Consider the following 22,225-nt stretch of genomic DNA (forward strand, 5'->3'; position numbering starts at 1 on the left):
ACGCAGGGGTGTCCTGCACCGTCCATTCCACCCCGTGTCCCCGGAGCGCGACAGCCCACGAACGGGGTACAAGCCGGTCCCCCTCGTGGCGGACCGACCAGCACCGGGTGCGCCGGGTCAGTGCACGTCGGTCCCGTCCGTGACCGTGCTGTCGGCCGCGATCAGCTGCAGCTGCGTCAGCACCACGGGTGTGGCAGCCTCGAACGCCAACGTCCCGCCGGTCACCCCGCCCGCGAACCGGAAGACCCGGGTCTGCCCGGCCCAGGTGAACGCCGCGTCCCGCTCCTCGACGGCGTGCACCACCGTGCCGTCCGCACTCCGGAGCACCGCACGCCACGAGGCCGTCACCGGCGCTGCCGCGGTCACGGTGTACAGGGACGTCCCTGCCGCGGTGACCGGCACCGACACCGACTCGCCCGCGGCGAGCGCCACCGGGGTCAGTCCGGTGTCGTCGGTCAGGGGCGACGCCCCCACGGGCAGGACGTCGTCGGGGGTGTCCCGGAAGCCGTGCAGCTCGGACGCCGAGACCGGTCGGGTGTCCGCAGCCCACCCCGTCGGGGCCTCCGACAGCGTGACGACGATCCGCTCCGCGGCGGCGACCACCGTGTGCGGGATGCTGATCGAGCCCCACGGGTCACCGTCGACCGTGACGGACGCGATGAACCGTCCGTCCCCGGCGGTCTCGATGACGGTGGACGCGCCTCCCGGCCGTCGCAGGACCGACCGCCGGACCGACGGCGGGACGAGCACGTAGGTGCCGGTCGCCGGCGCCAGCGGGTACAGGCCGATCGTGGCGAGGACGTACCAGGCGCTCATCTCGCCGTTGTCCTCGTCGCCCGGGTACCCCTGTCCGAGGTCGGAGCCGACGAAGAGCCGGTCGAGGCACTCGCGGACGATGCGGTGTGCGTCGTCGTGCCGTCCGGTGAACATCGGGAAGAACGGGATGTGGTGCGCGGGCTGGTTCGACAGGCCGAGCATCCCCGTGCGGACGTCGCGCGCCTCGGTCATCTCGTGGATGGCGAACCCGTAGGACCCGGACCGGTCGGTGGCGCCGGTCTCGGGCCGCTGCAGGAACCGCTGGAAGGCGTCGTCGAAGCCGGCCGGTCCACCGTGCAGGTCGACGATCCCGGCGCCGTCGTGCGGCGCGGTGAACATCGTGCCCCAGGCGTTGGTCTCGGTGTAGTCGCTCCCCCACACGTCCGGGTCGAAGTCGTCCCCGGACCGCCAGGCGCCGTCCGGCGTGCGGCCGATGAAGAACCCGCGCTCCCGGTCGAAGACGTTCCGGTAGCGGAGCGAGCGGCGCGCGAACCACTCGTGCTCGGCCCGGTACCGTCGCTCGCCGTCCGCGTCACCGGTGGCCGCGGCTCGCGTGGCCATCGCGTCGGCCAGGACGGCGACGCCCCAGTCGTTGATCGCGGCGTCGAGGGTCCACGACATCCCCTCGTCGGTCGCCGTGTCGACGTACCCGCGGAGGTCACCCGGGAGGCTCCCCTTCCGCCCGACGCGTCGGTCCGGTGACGGGACGGTCGCGTTCCGCACCGCGGACCGGTACGCCTGCTCGACGTCGAAGCCGTCGACACCCTTCGCCACGAGGTCGGCGAGGACGGTGTCGCTCGTCGTGCCGGTCATCACGTCCTCGGCCCCGGGCGCACTCCACCGCGGAGTCCACCCGCCGTCAGTGAAGTGGCCGACGACCCCCTCGGCGAGGTCGGCAGCGGTGTCGGGCGTGAGCAGCGCGAGCAGCGGCCAGGCGGTCCGGTAGGTGTCCCAGAACCCGTTCGTGGTGGTGAACGGGCCGTCGACGACCTCGGGCCCGGGCTCGTCGCGGATCGGTACGGTCAGGACGCCGCCGTACGGGGAACGGTGTCGCGGGCTCCCGGTCAGCGCGGTCTCCCCCGCCCGGGTCGGGTGGAGGAACGCCCGGTACAGGCCCGAGTACAGCGAGACGAGCTGGTCCGGGGTGGCGCCCTCGACCTGCAGTGTGTCGAGTTCGGCGGTCCAGCGTTCCTCGGCGTGCTGGTGCATCGTGTCGAAGTCCCCGGCGGCGTCGAGGTTCGCGGCCGCGTCCTCGGCGGACACGGTGGAGATGCCGAGGAGCACGTCCACGTCACCGGCGACCTCGACCCGTCCGCGGAGCTCGCCGTCGACGAACGTCGTCCGGTCGGCGAGGGCGTTCCCGATCCGCACGTGCACGTGGTGCGGCGGCGTCTCGGCCCGGTCGTCGAGCAGGGCGTCGACGACCGCGGTGCCGTCCTCGATGCGGACCGTGCAGGAGCGGAGGACGCCGTGGTGGTCGAGGACGACGCTGCGGACGCCGGTGAACCGCCACGCGAGGGCGAACTCCCCGGCGGTCATCTCGGCGGTGACGCCCGCGTCGAGGGTGACCCGGTAGCGGTGCGGGCCGTCGGCCTCGTCGACGTGGTCGAAGCCGAGCGCGCGGGCGGTCCGGTCGAGGTCGGGGTCGGCGAGCGGGGAGGGCATGACCTGGAACACCCCGCGGTCGGCCATCCACGGCGAGGGCAGGTGACTCGTCGCGAACGCCTGGATCGTGGGCCGGTTGTCGCTCCGCCGGTTGTGCTCTTGGTAGGCGTACGGCCACCGGCTGTCGGCAGCGTCGGTCATCGGCAGGCCGAAGACGCCCCCGTGCGGGAGCCCGACGAGGGGCGCGGTGTTGCCGCGCGAGAACGTGCCGGACGAGTGGGTGCCACGCGTGGTGCGGACGTGGTCGAGCGGTCGGGCACCCTCTGGCAGGTGGCCGGTCGCGCGCCCGGCGGGTCCGATCCGGACGTCGTCGAGCCAGCCGCGGACGGCGGTACCGGGGTCACCGTCGGGCGCGGGCCGGTCTGCCCGGCCGAGCCGGGCCTCCAGACGGTCCACCGTCCGGCCGACGTGCGCCGACAGGTCGACGGTCCGCCGGTTCCACTGGTCGACCCACTGCTTGCGGGCGTCGTCCTGCGCCTCGGGGGTGACGAGGTCGCCGTACTGGTCGCGGGCGCCGCCCGCGCTGAGTCGTGTGCCGTCGGTGAAGACGACGTCGAGTGCGAACGCCGTGGCGGCCCAGAACCGGTCGAGGTCCGTGGTCGTCGGCTCGGTCCGCCCGTCGGGCAGCGACCGCTCCGGGAACCAGACCCAGGTCAGGACGTCGGTCGGCCCGACGTCGTGACCTCGGTGCCCGTCGAGGACCTGCACGGTCCTCGTCGGGTCGGTCTGCTCGATCGGGGTCGCCTGCTGCGAGACGAACCCGACCCCGTTCCGGGCCGCGACCGCGGTCACGGGGCCGGTCGGGCCGCCACGGCGTTCAGCACTCATCGGTCGGTCGTCCTCACTCGTGGGTCGTGCTCTGCCCGTAGAGCACGTTCGTCAGCCCGGACACGTACCCGCTGACGTCGCCGTCCGGCAGGTTGTACGTCATGAAGACGCCGTACTCGTCGGCCTTCGAGCGCTGCGCGAGCGACACCGCCGTCGACTGCGGGGTGTTCTGGATGTCGACCGCCGCCGCCGAGAGCCGGTCCTTGCCGAGCCCCGGGATCGACGGCGCCGAGTACGTGCCGTAGTAGGGGTTCCAGGCGTAGTCGAGCTGGGAGCCGATCGCGCTGCTCGACGACGACAGGGCGTCGGACGCCGGGCCGATGTCGTAGAACGAGATGAGCTTGTCGGGCATGTCGGCGCGCAGGGCGCTGACGAGCCAGCCGATCGACTGCTGGTTCGGCTGCGGGGTGCCGTCCGTGCCGTAGTCGGAGTACTCGTCGTCGAGGTCGACCCCGTCGAGGCCGTACTCCGCGACGGTCGCGGTGACCTGGGCCGCGAAGTCCTCGGCGGCGGCCTGCGTCGGGAAGTTCGCGATGCCGGTGCCCTGGTGGTTGCCGAGGATCGACAGCGACACCTTGATGCCCTTCGCCTGCAGCGGCCGGATCTGCGTGGCGGCGTCGTCGAGGGTGCGCTGTACGTTCTCGTTGGCGTACAGCACCGCGTTGCCGTCCGCGTCGCGGTTGATGTTCGCGGCGAAGATGATCGCCACGTCGAAGGCGTTCGCGCCGTTCGCGAGCCGGTAGCGGCCGACGTTCGCGAGCTGGTCGTTGTTGACCTCGACGTAGGCGATGCTCGTCGGGCCGTCCTTCGTGGGGACGGCGCGCGGCTGCTCCCCGTGGCCGACGCCGTGGTGCGCGCCGACCCCGTGGGAGAGGCCGGTCGGGGACGGCGCCGCCGACGCTGCGGCCGGCACCATCGGTGCTGCGAGCATCGCGGCGAGCGCCGCCACGATGCCGATCTTCACGGACTGCTTCATGTCACTCCTCATCGAGTGGTGGACCGGTCGACCGGTGCCGACCGGGGACCGCCGCCGGGGATCCCGAACCCCCGGCGGCGGGGTCTCAGGCGCGCGGGTAGCGGAAGGTCCGGACCTCGTACGCGTCGACCGGGAAGGCCGCGACACCGTCGGTGAGCGCGGCGACGCCCGGCAGGGCGTCGTCGACCTCCTCGAGCAGCGTCACCTCGATCGGGTCGCCGAAGACGCCGGGCTCGGCCACGGCGATGCCTCCGGTCCCCCGCCGCCCGCTCGGCTCGTACACGCGGACGACCAGGTCGCCCGAGCGGTCGTCGGCGAGCTTGACGCTCGACAGCACGACGTCGCCCGACACCTGCACGAGCGGCTCGAAGCCGTGGGCGCCCGCGATGCGCCGTGCCGGGGCGTTCATCACGATGCCGGCCCCGGTCGCGCCGAGCTGGTCCGTCCCGACGACGATGCCGTACCGGTGGGTCTGCACGCCCTGGTCGGTCTCCGGGTCGGGGAAGCGCGGTGCGCGGAGCAGCGAGAGCCGGACGGTGGTGGTGACGTGGCCGTCGACGGCGTCACGGGTGGTGTCGAAGCCGTGGATCGAGGAGTTCACGAGGGCGACCCCGAACCCGGGCTCCTCCACCAGCACGTAGCGGTGCATCGACGTCTCGAACTTCGCGGCCTCCCACGAGGTGTTCGTGTGCGTGACGCGCTTCTGCGCGCCGAACTGCGTCTCGGCGACCGTGTGCTCGGCGCGGACGTCGAGCGGGAACGCCACCTTGAGGAACTTCTCGGTCTCGTGCCAGTCGGTCGTCTGGTCGAACTCGAGCGTGCGGGAACCGGGCGCGAGCAGGATCTCCTGCGTGACGGTGGAGTCCCCGAACGAGCGCGACACGACGATGCGCGCGATCCCGGCGGCGTCGACCGACGCGTCGAGCGATTCGACGGAGACCAGGTCCTCGACCCGGTTCCGGTAGTACCGGTCGACGTCCCACGCGTCCCACATGTTCGGGAAGTCCTGGTGCAGCTGCAGCAGGTTCGCGGCCTGCCCCGGGGCGATCGCGTCGCGTCCGGTGGCCAGGTCGACGGCGCTCGTGACGAGCCCCTGTGCGGTCACGACGATCCGCACCAGGTCGTTGGTGAGCACGTACCCGCCGTCCTGCTGGGCCAGCGAGACCGGCTCCGCGGTGGGCACGTCGGTCGCCGGGAGCGCACCCTGCGCGGGAGCACCGGCCTGGAGGACCGGGGCCGGGTTGACGACGACGGTCTCCGTCCCGGGGCCGGCGAGTGCCGACAGCGCGTCCTCGATGATCGCGGTCAGGGCTGCAGCCGTCTCCGCGTACTTCGCGACCGCCTCGCGGTGCACCCAGGCGATCGAGGTGCCGGGGAGGATGTCGTGGAACTGCTGCAGGAGGGCCTGCTGCCAGAGCGCGTCGAGCTCGTCGTACGGGTACACGAACCCGGTGCGTGCCGCGGCGGTCGTGGCCCAGAGCTCGGCCTCGATGAGCAGCTGCTCGCACCGGCGGTTGCCCTGCTTCGTCTGGTGCTGGCTGGTGAGCGTGGCGCGGTGCAGCTCGAGGTACAGCTCCCCCACCCACACCGGCGGGTCCGGCAGCTCCGACTTCGCCCGGTCGAAGAACGCGTCCGGGTGCTCCCACCGGACCTTCGCGCTGCCCTCGAGGTCGGCGAGGCGTTCGGCCGTGCCGGTCATCTCGCGCGTCGTGCCACCGCCACCGTCACCCCACCCGACCGGGGCGATCGACCCCGTGGCGAGGCGGTTCTCGCGGAACTGGCGGGAGGCCTTCGCGACCTCCTCCCCGGAGAGCCGGGAGTTGTAGGTGTCCATGGACGGGAAGTGCGAGAAGACCCGCGACCCGTCGATGCCCTCCCAGAGGAAGGTGTGGTGCGGGAACTTGTTCACCTGGTTCCACGAGATCTTCTGGGTGAAGAACCACTCGAAGCCCGCGCGGCGCATGAGCTGCGGCAGCGCCGGCGAGTACCCGAAGCTGTCCGGCAGCCAGACGCCCTTCGGCCGGATGCCGAACTCCCGCTCGAAGAACCGCTGTCCCTGCGAGAACTGCCGCACGATGCTCTCGCCCGTCGGCATCACGGTGTCGGACTCGACCCACATGCCGCCGAGCGGCAGGAAGCGACCCGCCTCGACCGCTGCCTGCACCCTCGCGTAGACCTCGGGCCGGTGCTCCTTGATCCAGGCGTACTGCTGCGCGCTCGACATGCCGTAGAGGAAGTCGTCGGTCTGGTCGATGAGCTCGGTCATCGTCGAGGTCGTCCTGGCGACCTTCCGGATCGTCTCGCGGACGGGCCACAGCCACGCGGAGTCGATGTGTGCGTGCCCGATCGCCGAGATCGTGTGCGCCGAGGCCGCTGCGGGCGCGGCGAGCACGCCGGCGAGTGCGGCGCGGGCGTCCGCTGCCGTCCCGACGATGTGCTGGAGGTCGAGCCGGTCGAGGGCGTCGTCGAGTGCCTGCAGGATCCGCATCCGCCGCGGGCCGTCGGGCAGCTGGGCCTGGAGTTCGAGGAGGACCTCGAGGTCGAGCGACAGGTCGTGCACCTCGGACGCGAACACCGCGAGGTCCATCCGGCGGCTCGTGTACAGCCGCTTCGACGACGAGGTCTGCACGTCGCCCTCCTGCGTCGGCAGGAAGGGGTGGTAGTCGAGCAGCACCGGGTTCGACGCGGCCTCGACGAAGAGCTCGACGGTCTCGCCGCCCTCGGCCCGCTCGGTGACGAGCACCCACTGGTTCCGCGGGTTGATCGACTTCACCGGGGTGCCGTCGGCCAGGTACACGAGCCCCTCGCACTGGAACCCGGGCATGTTCTCGTCGAAGCCGAGGTCGATCACCGCCTCCACGCGCTGCCCGGCGTACTCCTGCGGGATCGTGCCGGACAGCCGGAACCACGTCGTGCCCCAGGCCGCGCCCCACGGCGTTCCCACCTCGTACGGCGTGAAGTCGAGCTGCAGACCGGCGGCGAGCGGGACCGGCTCACCGGGCAGCTCGTGCCAGGCGGCTCCGAGCGGCACCGCGGTCGCGTGCACCGCGGGCAGGATCCGCTCGTCGAGGACCCGTCGGGCGCGTCCGGTGGTGAGGGGGATGTCGTCGTGCATGGGGTCCTTCCGGGTGGTCGGATCGGGGCGTGGTCGGGCGGGGCGGTGGGCCGTGGTGGGCCGGGGTCAGGGCATCGTCGCGGGGTGGGCGATCGACAGCGCGGTGCCGGCGAGGTCGTCCGGCACCTCCACGGTGCTCCTGATGCCCCTGGCCGCGGTGTGCGCGGTGTCGGACAGCCGAGAGCGCAGCACGACCTGGGGTCCGCGGCCGTCCGTGGCGGACTCGGCGCACGCGAGCCACGCGGCCGCGAACCGGCCACCGGGGGCGCAGTCCGCACGCACCCCGTACCGGGGCGAGCCGTCCGGGAGCACGTCGTCCAGCACGACCGCGGTGGTCGGCGGCGCCGCGGGGGCGGGCAGACCGGTCCGGGCCAGGGCGGCGAACGCCTCGCCCGCGGGCTTCAGCCGGCCGTCGTTCGTGAACAGCCCGAGGTCGTACTCGAGCTCCGGGAAGTCGGCGAGCGACCGTGCGACGTCGTGCGAGCACCACCAGGTCACCCCGAGCAGGTCCTGGGCGCCGGCGACGTGCCGGATGGTCCGGTCGGTGAACGCGGCGGCGTCGGCCGGGTCGACGACGTTCGTCGGGGCGCCGACCTCCTGCAGCCAGTTCGGTCGACCGGGCTCACTGTTCCAGGCCGCGGCGAGCTGGAGCAGGTACTCCCCGTGCCGCACCGACCCGGCGCCGAGTGCGCCGTGCAGGGCCGCGGACCCGTTGAACACCCACGAGTGCGTGACCGTCGCGTCGCCGTGGTCCGCCGCGTGGGCCGGACCGAAGGGCTGCGTGTCGTCGTACCAGGCCGCGTCGTACTGCGCGACGGTGACCAGCGGCGAAGGACGCGACCCGGGGGCGGCAGGAGCCGACGAGGCGGACGCGCGTGGTGCCTCCTGGCCGGCCGACGACCCGACCGTGGACCCACCGGACAGCCCGCGCCGCGCCGCCGCGACCATCGCCGCGGCCCACGCGTGTCCTTGTTCCGCGGTGATGTCGTGCGGTGCGGGGTGCGGTGCGTGCGCGAACTGGTTGACCTCGTTGCCGATCGAGATGCCGAGCAGGTTCGGCTTGTCGGCGACCGCCGCGGCGAGTGCCTCGACGTACGCGGCCGTCGACGCGACCACGTCCGGGTCGGTGAACATGTTCCGGCGGTGCCAGCTGTCGAGCCACGACGGCACGAAGTCGAAGCTCGACAGGTGCCCCTGCAGCGCGTCGACGTTCACGTCGAGCCCGAAGGAGCCGGCGATGTCGACGACGGTGGCGACGTCGCGCAACGCCGACTCCCGGATGAGCGTCCGGTTCGGCTGGACGACCGGCCACAGCGGGAAGATCCGCACGTGGTCGGCACCGAGCGAGGCGATCTGCTCCATGTCCCGCGCGGTGTCCGCCGGCGAGAAGTCGAGCCACGAGTGGAACCAGCCGACCGACGGGGTGTGGTTGACACCGAAGCGCATCAGCCCTTCACCCCGCCCTCTTCGACGCCCTTGAAGAAGAAGCGCTGCAGGACGGCGAAGATCACGGCGATCGGGATGAAGGCGATCATGGTGCCGGCGGCGATCATGCGCTGGTCGGTCGCGAACGTGCCCTGCAGGTACTGGAGTCCCACCGTCAGCGTGAGGTTCTCGGGCGACTGCAGCACGATGAGCGGCCAGAGGAAGTCGTCCCACGCACCGATGAACGAGAAGATCGCGATCACCGCGATGGTCCCCTGCACGGCGGGCAGGGAGATGTACCGGAGGCGCTGCATCGCGTTCGCGCCGTCCACCACCGCGGCCTGGTCGATCTCCTCGGGGATCTGCCGGAACGCGTTGAACATGAGCAGCACGTTGAGTGCGGCGATCATGCCCGGCAGCGCGACGCCGACCAGGTTGTCGGCGAGCCCGAGGTCCTTGACCGTGACGAACTGGCTGATGATCGTCGCCTCGCCCGGCAGCACCAGGGTGGCCAGGAAGAGGCCGAGCACGACCTTCCGGAAGCGCCACTGCAGGCGGGCGAGGGCGAACCCGGCGAGGGTGGCGAACACGATGTTGCCGAACACGTCGATCGCGGCGACGAGCAGCGAGTTGCCGATGTACCGGAAGACCGGGATCGCCGCCGCCACCTTGAGGTAGTTGTCGAACGTCGGCTCGCTCGGGATGAACGACGGGTTCGCGGTGTAGATGTCCTCACCCGCACCCTTGAGCGAGGTGGAGAACTGCCAGAGGAACGGGCCGATCGTGATGAAGAGGACCACCACGAGCAGGACGTAGCGGACGACCTTCTCACGGGTGGACATGACGCCCCAGACCTGGCGGCGCTTCCGCGGTGTCGGACCGGAGGCGCGTCCGCGTGCCGTCGCGCCGGTCACGTCCGGTGCGGGTGCGGCGACGCCGGCGGCGCCCCCGATCACGGGTTCCGTGGTGCTGGTCGTGTTCGTCACTTGTCCGCCTTGCTGTTCATGCGCGCCAGGGCGAGCATCGGCACGAGGGTCACCACGAAGAGCAGCAGGCTGAGCGCGGACGCGTAGCCGAGGTTGCCGGTGAAGCCGCGGGCGTACTGCTGGATGAGCATGACGAGCGAGTTGTCCTGCCCGCCGGGTCCGCCGGTGCCGTTGGTGAGGATGTAGAGCTCGCTGAACACGCGGAGCGCGCTGACGCACACCAGGATGCCGACGAGCGTCATGGTGCCGCGGACACCGGGCATGGTCACGGACCAGAAGCGGCGGACCGACCCGGCACCGTCGAGGGCGGCGGCCTCGTGCAGGTCCTTGCCGACGTTCCCGAGCGCCGCGAGGAAGATGATCATGTAGTAGCCGAGGCCCTTCCAGACCGTCAGGCTGATCGCGCTGATGAGCAGCAGCCACCGGTCGGTGAGGAACGGGATGCCCGCGCCACCGAGCGCCTTCACGATCTCGTTCACCACGCCGCGGTCGTCGAGGATCCACGTCCAGATGAGCCCGACCACGACGGCCGAGGCGATCACGGGCGTGTAGTACGCCGTACGGAAGAACGCGATCCCGGGGAGCTTCTGCTGCACGAGCACCGCGATGAGCAGCGGCAGGACGGTGAGCAGCGGCAGGCAGATCGCCATGTAGATGACGCTGTTGAGCAACGCCTCCCACACCTGCGGGTCGGCGAGCAGGGTCTGGAAGTTGCGGACGCCCACCCACTGGCTCACGCCCCCGAGCGGGCTGGCGTTCGTGAACGACAACCGGACGGTGTTGATCGACGGCCAGAGGCTGAACGCGAGGAGCCAGACGAGTGCCGGCAGGACGAGCAGCCAGGGCGTGAACCAGCGGTTGGCGCGCATCAGCCGTTGGCCAGGAGCGAGTTCATCTTGTCCTGCGCGGTCTGCAGGGCCTTCTCCGGCGAGACCTGCCCCTTCATGGCGAGGGCGATCTGCTGGTCGAGGAAGTCCGTCATCGCGGAGTTCGCCTCGACCGGGTTGAGGACCTTCGCCTCCTTGAGCGCCTCGTTCGCGAGCACGCGGGCCTTGCCGTTCACGGTGCCGTCGTCCTTCGAGAAGTACGGGTCGGACTGCGACGAGACGGTCGACGGGAAGATGTTCACCTGGTGGGCGAACGCCTCCTGGTTCTTCGCGTTCGTCATGTACTGCGCGAACGCCTCGGCGGTGGCGAGGTGCTTCGACTTGCTGGACACCGACAGGCCCTGCACGTACAGCGGCGGAGTGTCGAGCGCCGGGCTGACGGTGACGTTGCCCGTGAGCGACGGGTTGCTCTTCTCCATGTCGGCGAGCGCGGTCGCACCACCGGTGGTCCAGGCGACCTTGCCCTGCGTGAAGAGCGTCGAGTTGCCGAGGTAGTCGCTGTTGAGGACGTTCGACGGCATGTAGCCGTCCTGGTACGCCGTCCTGTACCGGTCGATCAGGTCGGCGGCCTTCGACGAGTCCGCGAACGTGAACTTCGTCCCGTCCCCGTTGACCACCTTCACGCCGGCGAGCGTGAAGTCACCGAGCCCGGGCTTCCGGCTCATCAGGTAGTCGTCCGGGCAGTTCTCGTGCATCGTCTTCGCCTGCGTGAACAGCTCGTCGGTGGTCTTCGGCGGGTCGTTCGCGTCGAGCCCGCACTTCGCGAACATCGTCGAGTTCCAGTAGTCGACGTCGGTGTTGAGGTACCAGGGGTAGCCGTAGGTGCCGTCGAGTCCCTTGTACTCGTACGAGTCCAACGCGCCGGCGACGTACGTGCTGCTCAGCGTGCTGTCGTCCTTCGAGACGTCCTGCAGGAACCCGCGCTTCGCGAGCGGCAGCGCGATGTCCGGCGGCAGGTTGATGACGTCCGGCAGCGAGTTCGACGACGCCTGGCTGAGCACCTTGTCCGCGTAGCCGTCGCCCGGCTGGTCCTGCAGCTTCACCTTCGCGTCGGGGTGTTCCTGCTCGAAGCCGTCGATGACGCCCTGCAGGTAGTCCGTGTAGGTCGGCGTGAGCGCCCAGGTCTGCAGGGTGATGGTGCCCTCGACCTTGCCGTTCCCTCCGCCGGTCGCGCCGCTGCTGCCGCTCGAGCAGCCGGTCAGGACGAGGGCGGTGGCCGCCGCGGTCGCGAGCAGCGCTGCCGCGCGGCCTCTCGTCGGTCGTGGTGTGGTCCTCATGGCGTTGTGACTCCTTCGTCATCCTGCTCAAGCGGTTCAGCCATCGTGTGCTGCAACCGGGTTGCGTGCCACTGTGCGGGACTAAAGCGTTATAGTCAACCCCGTGCAACCGAAGCGTCGGACGACGATCGCCGACATCGCCGCCCGAGCCGGCGTGTCCATCAGCGCGGTGTCGTTCGCGCTCAACGACCGACCGGGCGTCTCCCCGGAGACCCGTCGACGGGTGCAGGAGATCGCGCGCGAGCTCGACTGGCAGCCGCACACCGCGGCGCGCGCGCTCGGTGGAGCCCGGGCGGGCTCGATCGGGTTCGTGCTGAACCGGCCCGCACGCACCCTCGGGACGGAGTCGTTCTTCGGCGACCTGATCTCCGGGATCCAGCTCGGTCTCGCGGGCACCCACGTCGGCATGACTCTGCTCGTGGCGCGGGATGCGGACGAGGAGCTCCAGACGTACCGGGACTGGTGGCGAGGCCACCGGGTCGACGGCGTCGTCGTGATCGACCCGAGACAGGACGACGACCGCCTGGCCCTGCTCGCCGAGCTCGGGATGCCGGCCGTCGTCGTCGGGTCCCACCCGTCACCGGCGGGTGCGGCGCCGAGCGTCTGGATCGACGACTCCGACGCCACCGAGACCGTCCTGCGCTACCTGCACGCCCTCGGTCACCGCCGCATCGCCCACGTCGCCGGTCCTCCGGAGTTCGAGCACACGGCGATGCGCACGGCGCGCCTCGAGACGTTCGCCGCGGCCGAGGGGCTCGAGCGGACGGTGTCGATCCCGACGGACTACTCCGCGGAGGCCGGCGCCCGTGCGACGCGGACGCTGCTGTCCGGCACCGACCGGCCGACCGCGATCGTGTACGACAACGACGTGCTCGCCGTCGCCGGCCTCGGCGTCACGAGCGAGATGGGGATCGCGGTCCCCCGCGCGGTGTCGATCGTCTCGTTCGACGACTCCGCGATGATCCGCCTCGTGCGACCCGCGATCACGTCCCTGACCCGCGACACGGTCGAGCTCGGGCAGCGGGCCGCCGTGCTCCTGCGCGAGCAGATCGACTCGGGCGCGGTCCTGCCCTCGCGCCCCGGCCCCTCGCTGACCCTGAGCGTGCGCGACTCCACCGGTCGCACACCGACACGCCCGCACGGCGGCCGATCCCCACGCTGACCGCGCGGCTGACTTGACGCCGGTTCGAACACACGTTCGAATACTCCTGTGGGACGGCGTCGCGAGAACCGGTGGCAGCCCCCGGAACACCCGGAGGTCGAACGCCCGCGCGCCTACTCCCTGTCGGAGGATGCCCGCGGGCCCGACGTCTGCCACGCGGTCACCCCCGCACCCGTGTGGGCGTGGATCCAGTTCCCCACGTTCCACATCCGCGTGAAGGGCTTCGCGACGAGCTGGACCCGTGACGCCGTGCTCGTCGAGTGGGCGCAGTTCGGGCAGCAGGCCCACGCCTGGGTCTGGCGGTCCGCCGTGAAGCACCGCACGCTCCGCGCCGACCCACGGCATCCGGGGAACGCACCGCATTGACTTCCACCCGCATCACGAGGATCGTTCTGCCCGTACCGCTTCGTCGAACTACACGATCATCGAGGAGTTCGACGGCCACGACCCGACGAGAGGAGGCACCGTGAAGAGGAACGAGGTGCCGTCCTGGGTCGCCCACGTGCTCACCCCGCCGGAGGTCATCGCGGCCTACGTCGAGCGCCGGATCAACGATCCGGCCCTGCTGTCGGGTGTGCAGTCGGAACCCACGTACGCGGACTTCCTGCGCGCCGAGTAGGCGGTCGGCCGGGAGGCACGACGGACGTCCCCGACGTCAGGGAACCTGCCCCGCGCCTCCCGTCCGACCCGCGTCCGGTCGCGCGCGACCGCGTCGCGCCGACAGGGTGACCCCGACGCTGGCGACGCTCACGCAGGCCAGGGCGACGACCTCCTGCACCGCGAGCTCCTCCCGCAGCACCACGAGGCCCGCGAGGGCCGCGATCGCCGGACCGAGGCTCTGCAGCACACCGAACACCCGGGTGGGCATCCGGCGGAGCGCGAGCATCTCGAGGGCGTACGGCAGCACGGTCGAGAGCAGCGCGACGCCCGCGAACACGAGCAGCAGCGACGGGTCGCCGACCACGCCGTCGACGGCCGGACGGAGCCCGGTCGGCAGCGACACGAGCATCGCGACGACCATCGACACCGCCAGCCCGTCGACCCCGGGGATGGCGGCACCGACCCGACGGTTCATCACGATGTAGCCCGCCCAGCACGCGGCAGCGGCGATCGCGGCGACGACGCCCCCGACCGCGGTGACCGCGGCCGGACCGACACCGAGCAGCACGACCCCGGCGAGCGCGAGGGCCGCCCACGTGACGTCCCGCCACCGTCGGGTGTGCGCGAGCGACAGGGTGAGCGGTCCGAGGAACTCGATCGTCACGGCGACGCCGATCGGGATGCTCGCGAAGGCCACGTAGATGAAGACGTTCATCCCGCCGAGCGCGAGGCCCAGCAGCACCGCCGCCGCCCACTGCCCGCGGGTCCAGTGCCGGACGCGCGGGCGCACGACGAGCAGGAGTACGAGCGCACCGATGACGAGCCGGAGCGCAGCGGCACCGACCGACCCGACCTCGTCGAAGCGGGTCTTCGCCAGCGCGGCACCGATCTGCACCGAGAGCATCGCGGCGAGGGCGAGCACCGGTGCGGGGACGCGGGTCACGGTGCGGTCGCCATGCGTCGGGTCAGCCGAGGTACGCGAGCACGGCGAGGACGCGGCGGTGGTCCTCACCGGTGTCCTCCAGGGCGAGCTTGCCGAAGATGCTCGACACGTGCTTCTCGACGGCTCCGGTGCCGATCACGAGCGCACGGGCGATGGCGGCGTTCGTGCGCCCCTCGGCCATCAGCCCGAGGACCTCGCGCTCGCGGGGCGTCAGGGCGGCGAGCGGGTCCCGCCGGCGACCCATGAGCTGCGTGACGACCTCGGGGTCGAGCACGGTGCCGCCCGCGGCGATGCGCCGGACGGCGTCGTCGATCTCCTCGAGCCGGGTCACGCGGTCCTTGAGCAGGTACCCGATGCCGGTCGCCCCGGCGGCCAGGACGTCCTCGGCGTAGGTGGCCTCGACGTACTGGGACAGCAGCAGGACCCCGGTGCGGGGTGCGACGCGGCGGGTGGCGACGGCGGCGCGCACACCCTCGTCGGTGAACGTCGGCGGCATCCGCACGTCCATGACGACCACGTCCGGGGCACGGTCGGGCAGCGTGGCGAGGAAGGCGTCCGCGTCGGCGTACTGGCCGACGACGTCGATGCCGGCCTCGTCGAGCACGCGGGCGAGCCCCTCGCGCAGGAGCACCGCGTCGTCGACGACGACGGCCCGGATGCGTGCTGCACCCGGGCCGTCGCTCATGCCGACCAGCCTAGTGGGAGCGGGTGCGCCGACCGTGGCGCCGGGCCGCTCCCGACGCCGTCACCCGCGGACGACGGGGACGCCGTTCAGGGCTCCGAGCGGGATCCGGGCGGTGGCCTCGGTCGGACCGCCCTCGGGGCTGTTCACGACGAGCTCGCCGTCGAGGGCGCGCATCCGACCCATCAGGCCCTCGATGCCGTGGCCCTCCTGCGGTCGTGCGCCACCACGGCCGTCGTCGGTGACGCTGACCGTCAGGTACCAGAGGCCCGAGGCGTCGACGATGAGCCCGAGGTACACGCCGGCCGTCGAGGCACCGGCGTGCTTGGTCGTGTTCGTCAGGAGCTCGCTCACCGTGAAGTAGACGTTGCGCTGGATCTCCGTCGCGAGCTCGAGCCCCTCGGGCAGGCGGACGTCGAGCCCGACGGGGATCGGCGTCCGGGCGACCAGTGCCTCGAGCGCCGCCACGAGTCCGCGGTCGAGCAGGATCGGCGGTGCGAAGCCGCGGGACAGGGCGCGGAGCTCGTCGAGGGCGTCCTGCGCGTGCTCGGTCGCCTCGCCGATGAGCCGCTTCGCCTTCTCCGGGTCGCGGTCGAAGGCGCGCTCGGCAGCGGCGAGGTCCATGCGGAGCCGGACGAGCCGCTGCTGCGGACCGTCGTGCAGGTCGCGCTCGATCTGGCGCAGTGCCTGGCCCTCGGCCGTCACGGCACCGGCGCGGGAGGCCTGCAGCCCGGCGACGCGCTGCTCGAGCTGCTCGGCACGGAAGCCACCGAGCAGACCGAGGTCGATCCAGGAGTGGGCGAGCACGGAGCCACGTGCCCAGAGGGGCAGGAGCGCCACCGACGCGGCCATCGACAGCAGGCCGAGGAGTCCGATCGCGAGCAGCGCACCACTGTCCGAGCTGGGCAGGTACATGCCGCCCACGCCGAGGAAGCCCCAGGCGACGGCGACCACGAACGGCCAGGCGAACCCGGCGAGGAGCACGACACCGGCTCCCACGGTCACGAGTGCCGCGAGCGGGTAGACCACGGCCGCGTGCAGCAGGTAGAGCCAGTAGTGCGGGTTCGCCACCGCGGACCCGGTGCGCGTCCACCAGTTCTGCTGCCACCGCGGCGTCCAGTCCACCGGACGGATCGGCCGGGGGTCTGCCCACCCGATGCGGAGCTTCTCGAACTGGCCGAGCCACCGCGCCACGAACAGCGCGATGAAGAACATCAGGAGCACGAACGGGTTGAACAGGTCGCGCAGGCCCCGTCCGAACAGCGCCGCGGGGAACGCTGCGTACAGCGTGCAGAGCAGTACGGCCGTCAGCGCCATGTAGCCGAAGTCGCGCGGCAGGCGACGCCAGGCCTCGCGGTAGAAGCGACCGGCGGTCATGCCGGAGCCGGCACCACCCCCGTTGCCCGACGCGCCCGCGGCGGCGAGGGGCGGCTGCCCCGGCACACCCGCGGCGGCGAAGGGCGGCTGCCCCGGCACACCCGCGGCGGCGAAGGGCTGCTCCCCCGGAGCGGACGCCCGCCCCGTGGTCGGTGTCGCACCCCATCCCGAGGGCGCCGAGGACGGGCCGCCGTCGGGCGTGCGGGGCTGTTCGGGCATCGGCTTCGTGGCTCCCTGGGGCACGGCTCCGTCGAGCGGGACGGTCTGTGCACGATCGGCGGCGTGGTCGTCCAGCGGGACGGTCTCGGCCTGGTCGAGGCGGTCGGTGTCGGTCATGGGTCCAGCCTCACGGAGCCCGTCCCCGCGTCCCATCCTGCCGTCTCCCGGATCGGGGGTGGGGTTGTCCCCACCCCCTGTGCCCGTCGCGCCGTCAGACGAGGGCGGCGGCGACCTCCGGGGACTCCTCGGGGACCGACCACGGGCGGTGCGTCATGCCGCTGTCCCCGCGGAACGACACGACGGTGCCGTCCTCGTCGCGTGCGTAGGTGATGCGCTCGTCCACCGAGCCGAAGCGGTTCCCCGCCGCCATCACGAGCGTGTCCTCGTCGACGACCCGGAGCCGCACCGGGGACTCGGTCGGGACCGGCTGCGTCGGGTCGATCGCGAGCAGCCGGTCCCCCACCCGTGCGACGTCGGTGATGCCCTCGAACGTCGTGAACCGTCCCGTGTACCGGTCGGTGTCGACGCCCTCGGGCAGCTCGGGACCGGGGGCGTGCTCGTCGGCCGCGGCGTCGAGCAGGTGCACGATGCCCGTCGCGAGCATCCCCGCCGGGCCGGTCGCGCTGCTCGTCAGGACGGAGACGACGAGCGACGACGCCGGGTCGAACACCGTCTGGGTGATCTGTCCGGGGAAGCCGCCGGAGTGCCCGCGGACCTCGCGCCCGCCGATCCGGTCGACGATGAAGCCCGCGCCGTAGCCGCGCGCCGCCGGATCAGTGTCGAGCGCGCTCCAGGCCTTCCGCTGCGCCAGGCGCTTCGCGTGGTCGGACAGCAGCGAACCCCGGCCGGGCACGTGCGCCGAGAAGTACCGGACGAGGTCGGACGCGGTGCCGTGGAAGCCCGTCGCCGCGGCGAGCGCCCCGGTCGTGACGTGCGGGACACGCTGGCGGGTGCGGGCGGTGTGCAGGCCCGTGTAGCCGACGACGAACTCGTCCTCGCGCGCCGGGTCGTACTCCGGCCCGGTGCCGGTCAGTCCGAGCGGCTCGACGATCGCACGCCGGACGTGCTCGGCGTAGGTCGTGCCGGTGACGGCCTCGATGACGAGTCCGAGCAGGCCGTAGCCGAGGTTCGAGTAGTTGAAGGCCGAGCCGACGGGGACCTTCGCGCCGCCCTCGACCACGAGCGCGACGAGCTGGTCGGCGTCCGGGAACGGGTGGTCGAGCGCCCAGTGGTCGCCGTCGGCACCGTCACGCACGACACCGCCGCCCATCTCCATGAGCTCGCGCACCGTCGCGTCGGCGATCGGCGACCCGGCGTCGACGAGGGCGGGCACGAACGACCCGACGGTGTCGTCGAGCCGCAGCGCGCCGGCGTCGGCGAGCTGCAGCAGCGCGGTCGCGGTGAAGGTCTTCGAGTGCGACGCGATCCGGAACAGGTCCGTGGTCGTCAGGCGCCGTCCGGCCTCGACGTCCGCGTGACCCCAGGCCTCGGAGAACAGCACCTCGTCCTCGAATCCGATCGCGACCTGCACGCCCGGGAGGCGGAGCTGCCACACCTTGTAGTCGATCCACTCACGGACGTAGGGCAGGACGGACTCGTACGCGGCGCGCTTCTCCATGCCGACCAGCCTCGCATGTGCCACGCTCGTCGCATGCGGCACACACCCCACTTCCTCATGACCGACGTCGACGAGGTGCGACGCCTGATCGACGGGCACCCGTGGGCGACGATCGTGTCGCACACCGCCGCCGGGCTCGTCGCCTCGCACTACCCGTTCCTGCTCGAGGCGCCGGGACCGGACGACGATCCCGACGCGCTCGTCCTCGTGTCGCACGTCGGCCGACCGGACGAGGTCGCGCACGAGCTCGGCCAGCACGAGGTCCTCGTCGTGTTCCAGGGCCCGCACGGCTACGTCTCCCCCGCCTGGTACCCACCGGAGCAGTTCGTCCCGACCTGGGACCACGTGACGGCGCACTGCTGGGGCACGCCGGAGATCCTGTCCGACGAGGAGAACTTCCGGGTGCTCGGCGAGCTGGTCGACCACTTCGAGCGCGTGATGCCCGAGCCGGTGTCCCTCGACGTCGACCCCGCGACCGCCCGCCGCGCGGCGAAGGGCACCGTCGGCATCCGCATCCGGGTCACCCGGTTCGACGCCCGCGCGAAGCTCTCTCAGAACAAGGCTCCCGAGGTCGTCGAGCGGATCGTCGCCGGGCTCCGCGGCGACGGCCCGTACGCCTCGCCAGCGCTCGCCGACGCCGTCGAGCGCGCCCAGGTGGCGCGCCGGGACGACCGGGAGGCATCGTGACCGACGTCCTGCTCCGCACCGTCCGCCGGGTGGGCACCTCCGGCGCGCCGTGCGACGTGCGCATCGTCGGCGGCCGCGTCGACGCGGTCGCCCCCGCCGGCACGCTCGACCCGCCCACGGGCGCCGACACCGACGTCGTCGAGACCGACGGCGCGTGGCTCGGTCCCGGGCTCGTCGACCACCACGTGCACTTCGACCAGTGGGCCCTGGTCCGCCGGCGCGTCGACGTGTCCGCCTGCACGTCGGCGGAGGCGACCGCCGAGGCGCTCGCCGCGGTCGCGCGCACCGGCGTGTCGGACCTGGTGCTCGTCGGCCACGGCTACCGCGACGGGACCTGGCCGCGCCCCGCACGACGCGAGCTGCTCGACGGAGCCGCACCGGGCCTCCCGGTCGTCGTCATCAGCGCCGACCTGCACGCCGTGTGGTGCAACGCGCTCGCGCTCGCCCACTGCTCGGCGCTCGTCGGACGGCCGCTCACCGCCGGGGACGACGGGGTCCTGCGCGAGCAGGACGCCTTCGACGTGACCGCGGTGCTGTCCCGGGTGTCGGACGACGTCCTCGACGACTGGGCGGCGGAGGCGGTCGACGCAGCGGCCGCCCGCGGCGTGACGCGTGTCGTCGACCTCGAGATGGTGTCCGGACTCGACCGCTGGACGCGACGGGTCCGCGCCGGCACCGACGGCCTGCGGGTGGACTGCGGGGTGTACCCGGGCGGCCTCGACGCGGCGATCGCCCGTGGCCTCCGGACCGGCGACGTCGTGGACGGTACCCGTGGCCTGGTCCGGACGGGTCCGTTCAAGGTGATCACCGACGGCTCGCTCGGCACCCGGACCGCCGCGTTGACGTCGGGCGAGGGGGTGCTCGCGTACCCGTTCGAGGACCTCGTCGCGATGGTCCGGCGCGCGGTCGACGCCGGACTCGTCCCCGCCGTGCACGCGATCGGCGACCGGGCGAACACCCTGGCGCTCGACGTGTTCGAGGCCGTGGGCGCGCGAGGCAGCATCGAGCACGCACAGCTGCTCGTCGACACCGACGTCGACCGGTTCGCCCGGCTCGGGGTCGCTGCGTCCGTGCAGCCCGAGCACGCGATGGACGACCGGGACATCGCGGACCGGTACTGGGCGGGCATGACCGACCGGGCCTTCCCGTTCGCGTCGCTGCACCGGGCCGGTGCGGAGCTCCGGCTCGGGTCGGATGCTCCCGTGGCGCCGCTCGACCCGTGGGTGTCGATGGCGGCCGCGGTCGGGCGGGACCGCGACGGACGCACACCGTGGCACCCGTCCGAGCGGCTGGCGGCGCTGACCGCGTGGCGCGGCTCGACCGAGGGCGGTCGGGTCGGCGTGTCCGTCGGCGACGTCGCCGACCTGGTGCTGCTCGCCGCGGACCCGCTGGCGGTCGCCGACTCGGCGTCGCTGCGGCACGCCGAGGTGCTCGGGACCGCGATCGCGGGACGGTTCACGCACCGCGACCTGTAGCGGCGCCGGCGCCTCCTCGTCCCCTGGCTCCTCCTGGTCCCCGGCGTTACTCCTGGTCCTTCGGGCACCAGTAGAGCTTGCGTCCGGCCATGTCCGCCATCCGGATCTCGGTGCCGCACACCCGGCAGGGCTCCCCCTCGCGGTGGTACACCCAGTGACGGTCCTTCCGCGAGCGCACGGCCTTGGCGTGGTCGGCCTCGGACAGGTCGTCCATGGTCAGCATGAGGCCGTCACGGACCCCCGCGTGCAGGAGCTTCGACCAGTCCTGCCACAGCGCCTTCGCCTGCTCGACGGTGATCTTCCTGCCGGGCTTGTACGGGTCGATGCGCTGCCGGAAGAGCAGCTCGGCGCGGTAGATGTTGCCGATGCCCGCGACGACGGCCTGGTCCATGAGCAGCTGCCCGATCGCGACGTTCCGCTTCCGGACGTTGTCGACGAAGGTCTGCTCGGCCTCCGGGCCGTCGTCGTTGATCGGGTCCGGCCCGAGCTTGTCGAGCGCGCGCTGCACCCCGGCCGGGTCCTCGACGACGCAGGCCGTCGGACCGCGGAGGTCGGCGACGGTGTCCTCGGTCAGGATGCGGACGCGCACCTGCCCGACCGGGTCCGGTGGGAAGGACTCGATCGGGTCCTCCGGCTTCTCCTGCTCGGCCATCCGGTACCGGGCGAGTCGCGGGGCGCCGATCGACGACAGCGACTCCTCGCCGTCGCCGTCCTCGGACAGGGCCTCGGCCGACGAGATCACGCCCGCGAAGTCCCACGCCCCGTAGAGCCCGAGGTGGACGCGGAGGAACAGGTCGTCCTCGAACTCCAGGAACATCTGCTTCGCCACGGCCCGGGCGGCGACCATGCGCTTGCCGTCGAGCTGGGCGGCACCGGCGGCGAACCGCCCCTGCGGGCTGGAGACCTCGCAGCGCTTGCCGACGAAGTGCCGGGAGAACTGGTTCGCGATGCGGTGGACGGAGTGACCCTCTGGCATCGGTCCTGTCTACCCGGACTACTCGTCGATCTGCCGACCGGCGATGTGCCCCGTCGTCTCGTACTCGGCCAGCTGCGCGATGCGGCGAGCGTGACGCTCCTCGCCCGAGAAGGGCTCGGCGACGAAGAGGTCGACGAAGCGCATCGCTTCCTCCTCGGTGTGCTGGCGCGCGCCGATCGAGATGACGTTCGCGTCGTTGTGCTGGCGGGCGAGGAGCGCGGTCGACTCGTTCCAGACCAGCGCAGCGCGGACGCCCTCCACCTTGTTCGCGGCGATCTGCTCGCCGTTGCCCGACCCGCCGAAGACGACGCCGAGCGCCTCGACGCCCGCGCGCTGGTCCTGCACGACCGCGTGCGCGGCGTTGATGCAGAACGAGGGGTAGTCGTCCAGCGCGTCGTACTCGGTCGGCCCGTGGTCGACGACCTCGTGCCCCGCCTCGGTGAGGTGCTGGGCGAGGGTCTTGGTGAACTCGAGGCCGGCGTGGTCCGTTCCGAGGTGGATGCGCATGGCT

Annotated in this window: 18 protein-coding genes; 5 read left to right on the forward strand and 13 right to left on the reverse strand. The window is 72.2% G+C overall.

The window, feature by feature from the left end; genetic code table 11:
• Positions 1-117 precede the first annotated feature (117 nt).
• From ACIQFY_RS08225 to ACIQFY_RS08255, 7 genes are all read right to left on the reverse strand, one after another.
• A complete protein-coding gene (locus tag ACIQFY_RS08225) occupies positions 118-3,309 on the reverse strand; it encodes a GH92 family glycosyl hydrolase (RefSeq protein WP_400339307.1) in 3,192 nt (1,063 codons plus the stop codon).
• A gap of 13 nt (positions 3,310-3,322) precedes the next feature.
• On the reverse strand, positions 3,323-4,285 hold the full coding sequence (locus ACIQFY_RS08230) for an endo-beta-N-acetylglucosaminidase H (RefSeq protein WP_326495797.1): 963 nt from the start codon (positions 4,283-4,285) through the stop codon (positions 3,323-3,325).
• 85 nt (positions 4,286-4,370) lie between these two features.
• Positions 4,371-7,400 carry an alpha-mannosidase gene (locus ACIQFY_RS08235; RefSeq protein WP_400339310.1) on the reverse strand — a complete coding sequence of 1,010 codons (3,030 nt, stop codon included), beginning with the start codon at positions 7,398-7,400 and terminating at the stop codon, positions 4,371-4,373.
• Between the two features lie 66 nt (positions 7,401-7,466).
• The gene (locus tag ACIQFY_RS08240) at positions 7,467-8,846 is read right to left on the reverse strand and encodes a glycosyl hydrolase (protein ID WP_326495795.1); all 1,380 of its coding nucleotides are present in this window, start codon (positions 8,844-8,846) and stop codon (positions 7,467-7,469) included.
• Positions 8,846-9,811, reverse strand: coding sequence for a carbohydrate ABC transporter permease (locus ACIQFY_RS08245; RefSeq protein ID WP_400339313.1), 966 nt, complete (start codon positions 9,809-9,811; stop codon positions 8,846-8,848). The genes ACIQFY_RS08240 and ACIQFY_RS08245 overlap by 1 nt, the downstream gene beginning before the upstream one ends.
• Positions 9,808-10,680 carry a carbohydrate ABC transporter permease gene (locus ACIQFY_RS08250; RefSeq protein ID WP_058727596.1) on the reverse strand — a complete coding sequence of 291 codons (873 nt, stop codon included), beginning with the start codon at positions 10,678-10,680 and terminating at the stop codon, positions 9,808-9,810. The genes ACIQFY_RS08245 and ACIQFY_RS08250 overlap by 4 nt, the downstream gene beginning before the upstream one ends.
• Positions 10,680-11,975, reverse strand: coding sequence for a sugar ABC transporter substrate-binding protein (locus ACIQFY_RS08255; RefSeq protein ID WP_251154777.1), 1,296 nt, complete (start codon positions 11,973-11,975; stop codon positions 10,680-10,682). The genes ACIQFY_RS08250 and ACIQFY_RS08255 overlap by 1 nt, the downstream gene beginning before the upstream one ends.
• Before the next feature lie 103 nt (positions 11,976-12,078).
• On the opposite strand from ACIQFY_RS08255, the gene ACIQFY_RS08260 reads away from it, so the two are divergent.
• The 3 genes from ACIQFY_RS08260 to ACIQFY_RS08270 all read left to right on the forward strand — a co-directional run bounded on the left by ACIQFY_RS08260 (position 12,079) and on the right by ACIQFY_RS08270 (position 13,756).
• On the forward strand, positions 12,079-13,137 hold the full coding sequence (locus ACIQFY_RS08260) for a LacI family DNA-binding transcriptional regulator (protein WP_400339316.1): 1,059 nt from the start codon (positions 12,079-12,081) through the stop codon (positions 13,135-13,137).
• Positions 13,138-13,185: 48 nt separating this feature from the next.
• Positions 13,186-13,503 (forward strand): hypothetical protein, encoded by a 318-nt coding sequence (locus ACIQFY_RS08265; protein WP_326495791.1) that lies wholly within the window; start codon positions 13,186-13,188, stop codon positions 13,501-13,503.
• A 100-nt stretch (positions 13,504-13,603) separates the two neighbouring features.
• Positions 13,604-13,756: a hypothetical protein gene (locus ACIQFY_RS08270; RefSeq protein WP_158407736.1), complete on the forward strand. Its 153-nt coding sequence runs from the start codon at positions 13,604-13,606 to the stop codon at positions 13,754-13,756.
• A 36-nt stretch (positions 13,757-13,792) separates the two neighbouring features.
• On the opposite strand, the gene ACIQFY_RS08275 is transcribed toward ACIQFY_RS08270, so the two are convergent.
• From ACIQFY_RS08275 to ACIQFY_RS08290, 4 genes are all read right to left on the reverse strand, one after another.
• Positions 13,793-14,680, reverse strand: coding sequence for an EamA family transporter (locus tag ACIQFY_RS08275; protein WP_326495790.1), 888 nt, complete (start codon positions 14,678-14,680; stop codon positions 13,793-13,795).
• 22 nt (positions 14,681-14,702) lie between these two features.
• On the reverse strand, positions 14,703-15,365 hold the full coding sequence (locus ACIQFY_RS08280) for a response regulator transcription factor (RefSeq protein WP_326495789.1): 663 nt from the start codon (positions 15,363-15,365) through the stop codon (positions 14,703-14,705).
• Positions 15,366-15,425: 60 nt separating this feature from the next.
• A complete protein-coding gene (locus ACIQFY_RS08285) occupies positions 15,426-17,075 on the reverse strand; it encodes a sensor histidine kinase (RefSeq protein WP_400339321.1) in 1,650 nt (549 codons plus the stop codon).
• A 94-nt stretch (positions 17,076-17,169) separates the two neighbouring features.
• On the reverse strand, positions 17,170-18,576 hold the full coding sequence (locus ACIQFY_RS08290) for a serine hydrolase domain-containing protein (protein ID WP_326495787.1): 1,407 nt from the start codon (positions 18,574-18,576) through the stop codon (positions 17,170-17,172).
• A gap of 33 nt (positions 18,577-18,609) precedes the next feature.
• Here ACIQFY_RS08290 and ACIQFY_RS08295 point away from each other — a divergent pair, with 33 nt between their 5' ends.
• The gene (locus ACIQFY_RS08295; protein ID WP_271825949.1) at positions 18,610-19,263 is read left to right on the forward strand and encodes an FMN-binding negative transcriptional regulator; all 654 of its coding nucleotides are present in this window, start codon (positions 18,610-18,612) and stop codon (positions 19,261-19,263) included.
• The gene (locus ACIQFY_RS08300; protein ID WP_400339324.1) at positions 19,260-20,738 is read left to right on the forward strand and encodes an amidohydrolase; all 1,479 of its coding nucleotides are present in this window, start codon (positions 19,260-19,262) and stop codon (positions 20,736-20,738) included. The genes ACIQFY_RS08295 and ACIQFY_RS08300 overlap by 4 nt, the downstream gene beginning before the upstream one ends.
• A gap of 46 nt (positions 20,739-20,784) precedes the next feature.
• Here ACIQFY_RS08300 and ACIQFY_RS08305 read toward each other — a convergent pair whose 3' ends face one another.
• Complete coding sequence (locus tag ACIQFY_RS08305) at positions 20,785-21,714, reverse strand: Fpg/Nei family DNA glycosylase (RefSeq protein WP_400339326.1); 930 nt, start codon at positions 21,712-21,714, stop codon at positions 20,785-20,787.
• A gap of 18 nt (positions 21,715-21,732) precedes the next feature.
• Positions 21,733-22,221, reverse strand: coding sequence for a ribose-5-phosphate isomerase (locus ACIQFY_RS08310; protein WP_271825951.1), 489 nt, complete (start codon positions 22,219-22,221; stop codon positions 21,733-21,735).
• Positions 22,222-22,225 lie beyond the last annotated feature (4 nt).

Origin of the sequence: Curtobacterium sp. NPDC092190, assembly GCF_044755625.1 — a bacterium.
In the GTDB taxonomy this organism is placed as follows: Bacteria; Actinomycetota; Actinomycetes; order Actinomycetales; family Microbacteriaceae; genus Curtobacterium.

What these genes read in the sequence shown, in the direction of transcription:
- ACIQFY_RS08230 (WP_326495797.1), bottom strand. Translation starts at nt 4,285, where the DNA reads ATGAAGCAGTCCGTGAAGATCGGCATCGTGGCGGCGCTCGCCGCGATG.
- ACIQFY_RS08290 (WP_326495787.1), bottom strand. Translation starts at nt 18,576, where the DNA reads ATGGAGAAGCGCGCCGCGTACGAGTCCGTCCTGCCCTACGTCCGTGAG.
- ACIQFY_RS08310 (WP_271825951.1), bottom strand. Translation starts at nt 22,221, where the DNA reads ATGCGCATCCACCTCGGAACGGACCACGCCGGCCTCGAGTTCACCAAG.
- ACIQFY_RS08255 (WP_251154777.1), bottom strand. Translation starts at nt 11,975, where the DNA reads ATGAGGACCACACCACGACCGACGAGAGGCCGCGCGGCAGCGCTGCTC.
- ACIQFY_RS08285 (WP_400339321.1), bottom strand. Translation starts at nt 17,075, where the DNA reads ATGACCGACACCGACCGCCTCGACCAGGCCGAGACCGTCCCGCTGGAC.
- ACIQFY_RS08235 (WP_400339310.1), bottom strand. Translation starts at nt 7,400, where the DNA reads ATGCACGACGACATCCCCCTCACCACCGGACGCGCCCGACGGGTCCTC.
- ACIQFY_RS08225 (WP_400339307.1), bottom strand. Translation starts at nt 3,309, where the DNA reads ATGAGTGCTGAACGCCGTGGCGGCCCGACCGGCCCCGTGACCGCGGTC.
- ACIQFY_RS08280 (WP_326495789.1), bottom strand. Translation starts at nt 15,365, where the DNA reads ATGAGCGACGGCCCGGGTGCAGCACGCATCCGGGCCGTCGTCGTCGAC.
- ACIQFY_RS08240 (WP_326495795.1), bottom strand. Translation starts at nt 8,846, where the DNA reads ATGCGCTTCGGTGTCAACCACACCCCGTCGGTCGGCTGGTTCCACTCG.
- ACIQFY_RS08250 (WP_058727596.1), bottom strand. Translation starts at nt 10,680, where the DNA reads ATGCGCGCCAACCGCTGGTTCACGCCCTGGCTGCTCGTCCTGCCGGCA.
- ACIQFY_RS08305 (WP_400339326.1), bottom strand. Translation starts at nt 21,714, where the DNA reads ATGCCAGAGGGTCACTCCGTCCACCGCATCGCGAACCAGTTCTCCCGG.
- ACIQFY_RS08295 (WP_271825949.1), top strand. Translation starts at nt 18,610, where the DNA reads ATGCGGCACACACCCCACTTCCTCATGACCGACGTCGACGAGGTGCGA.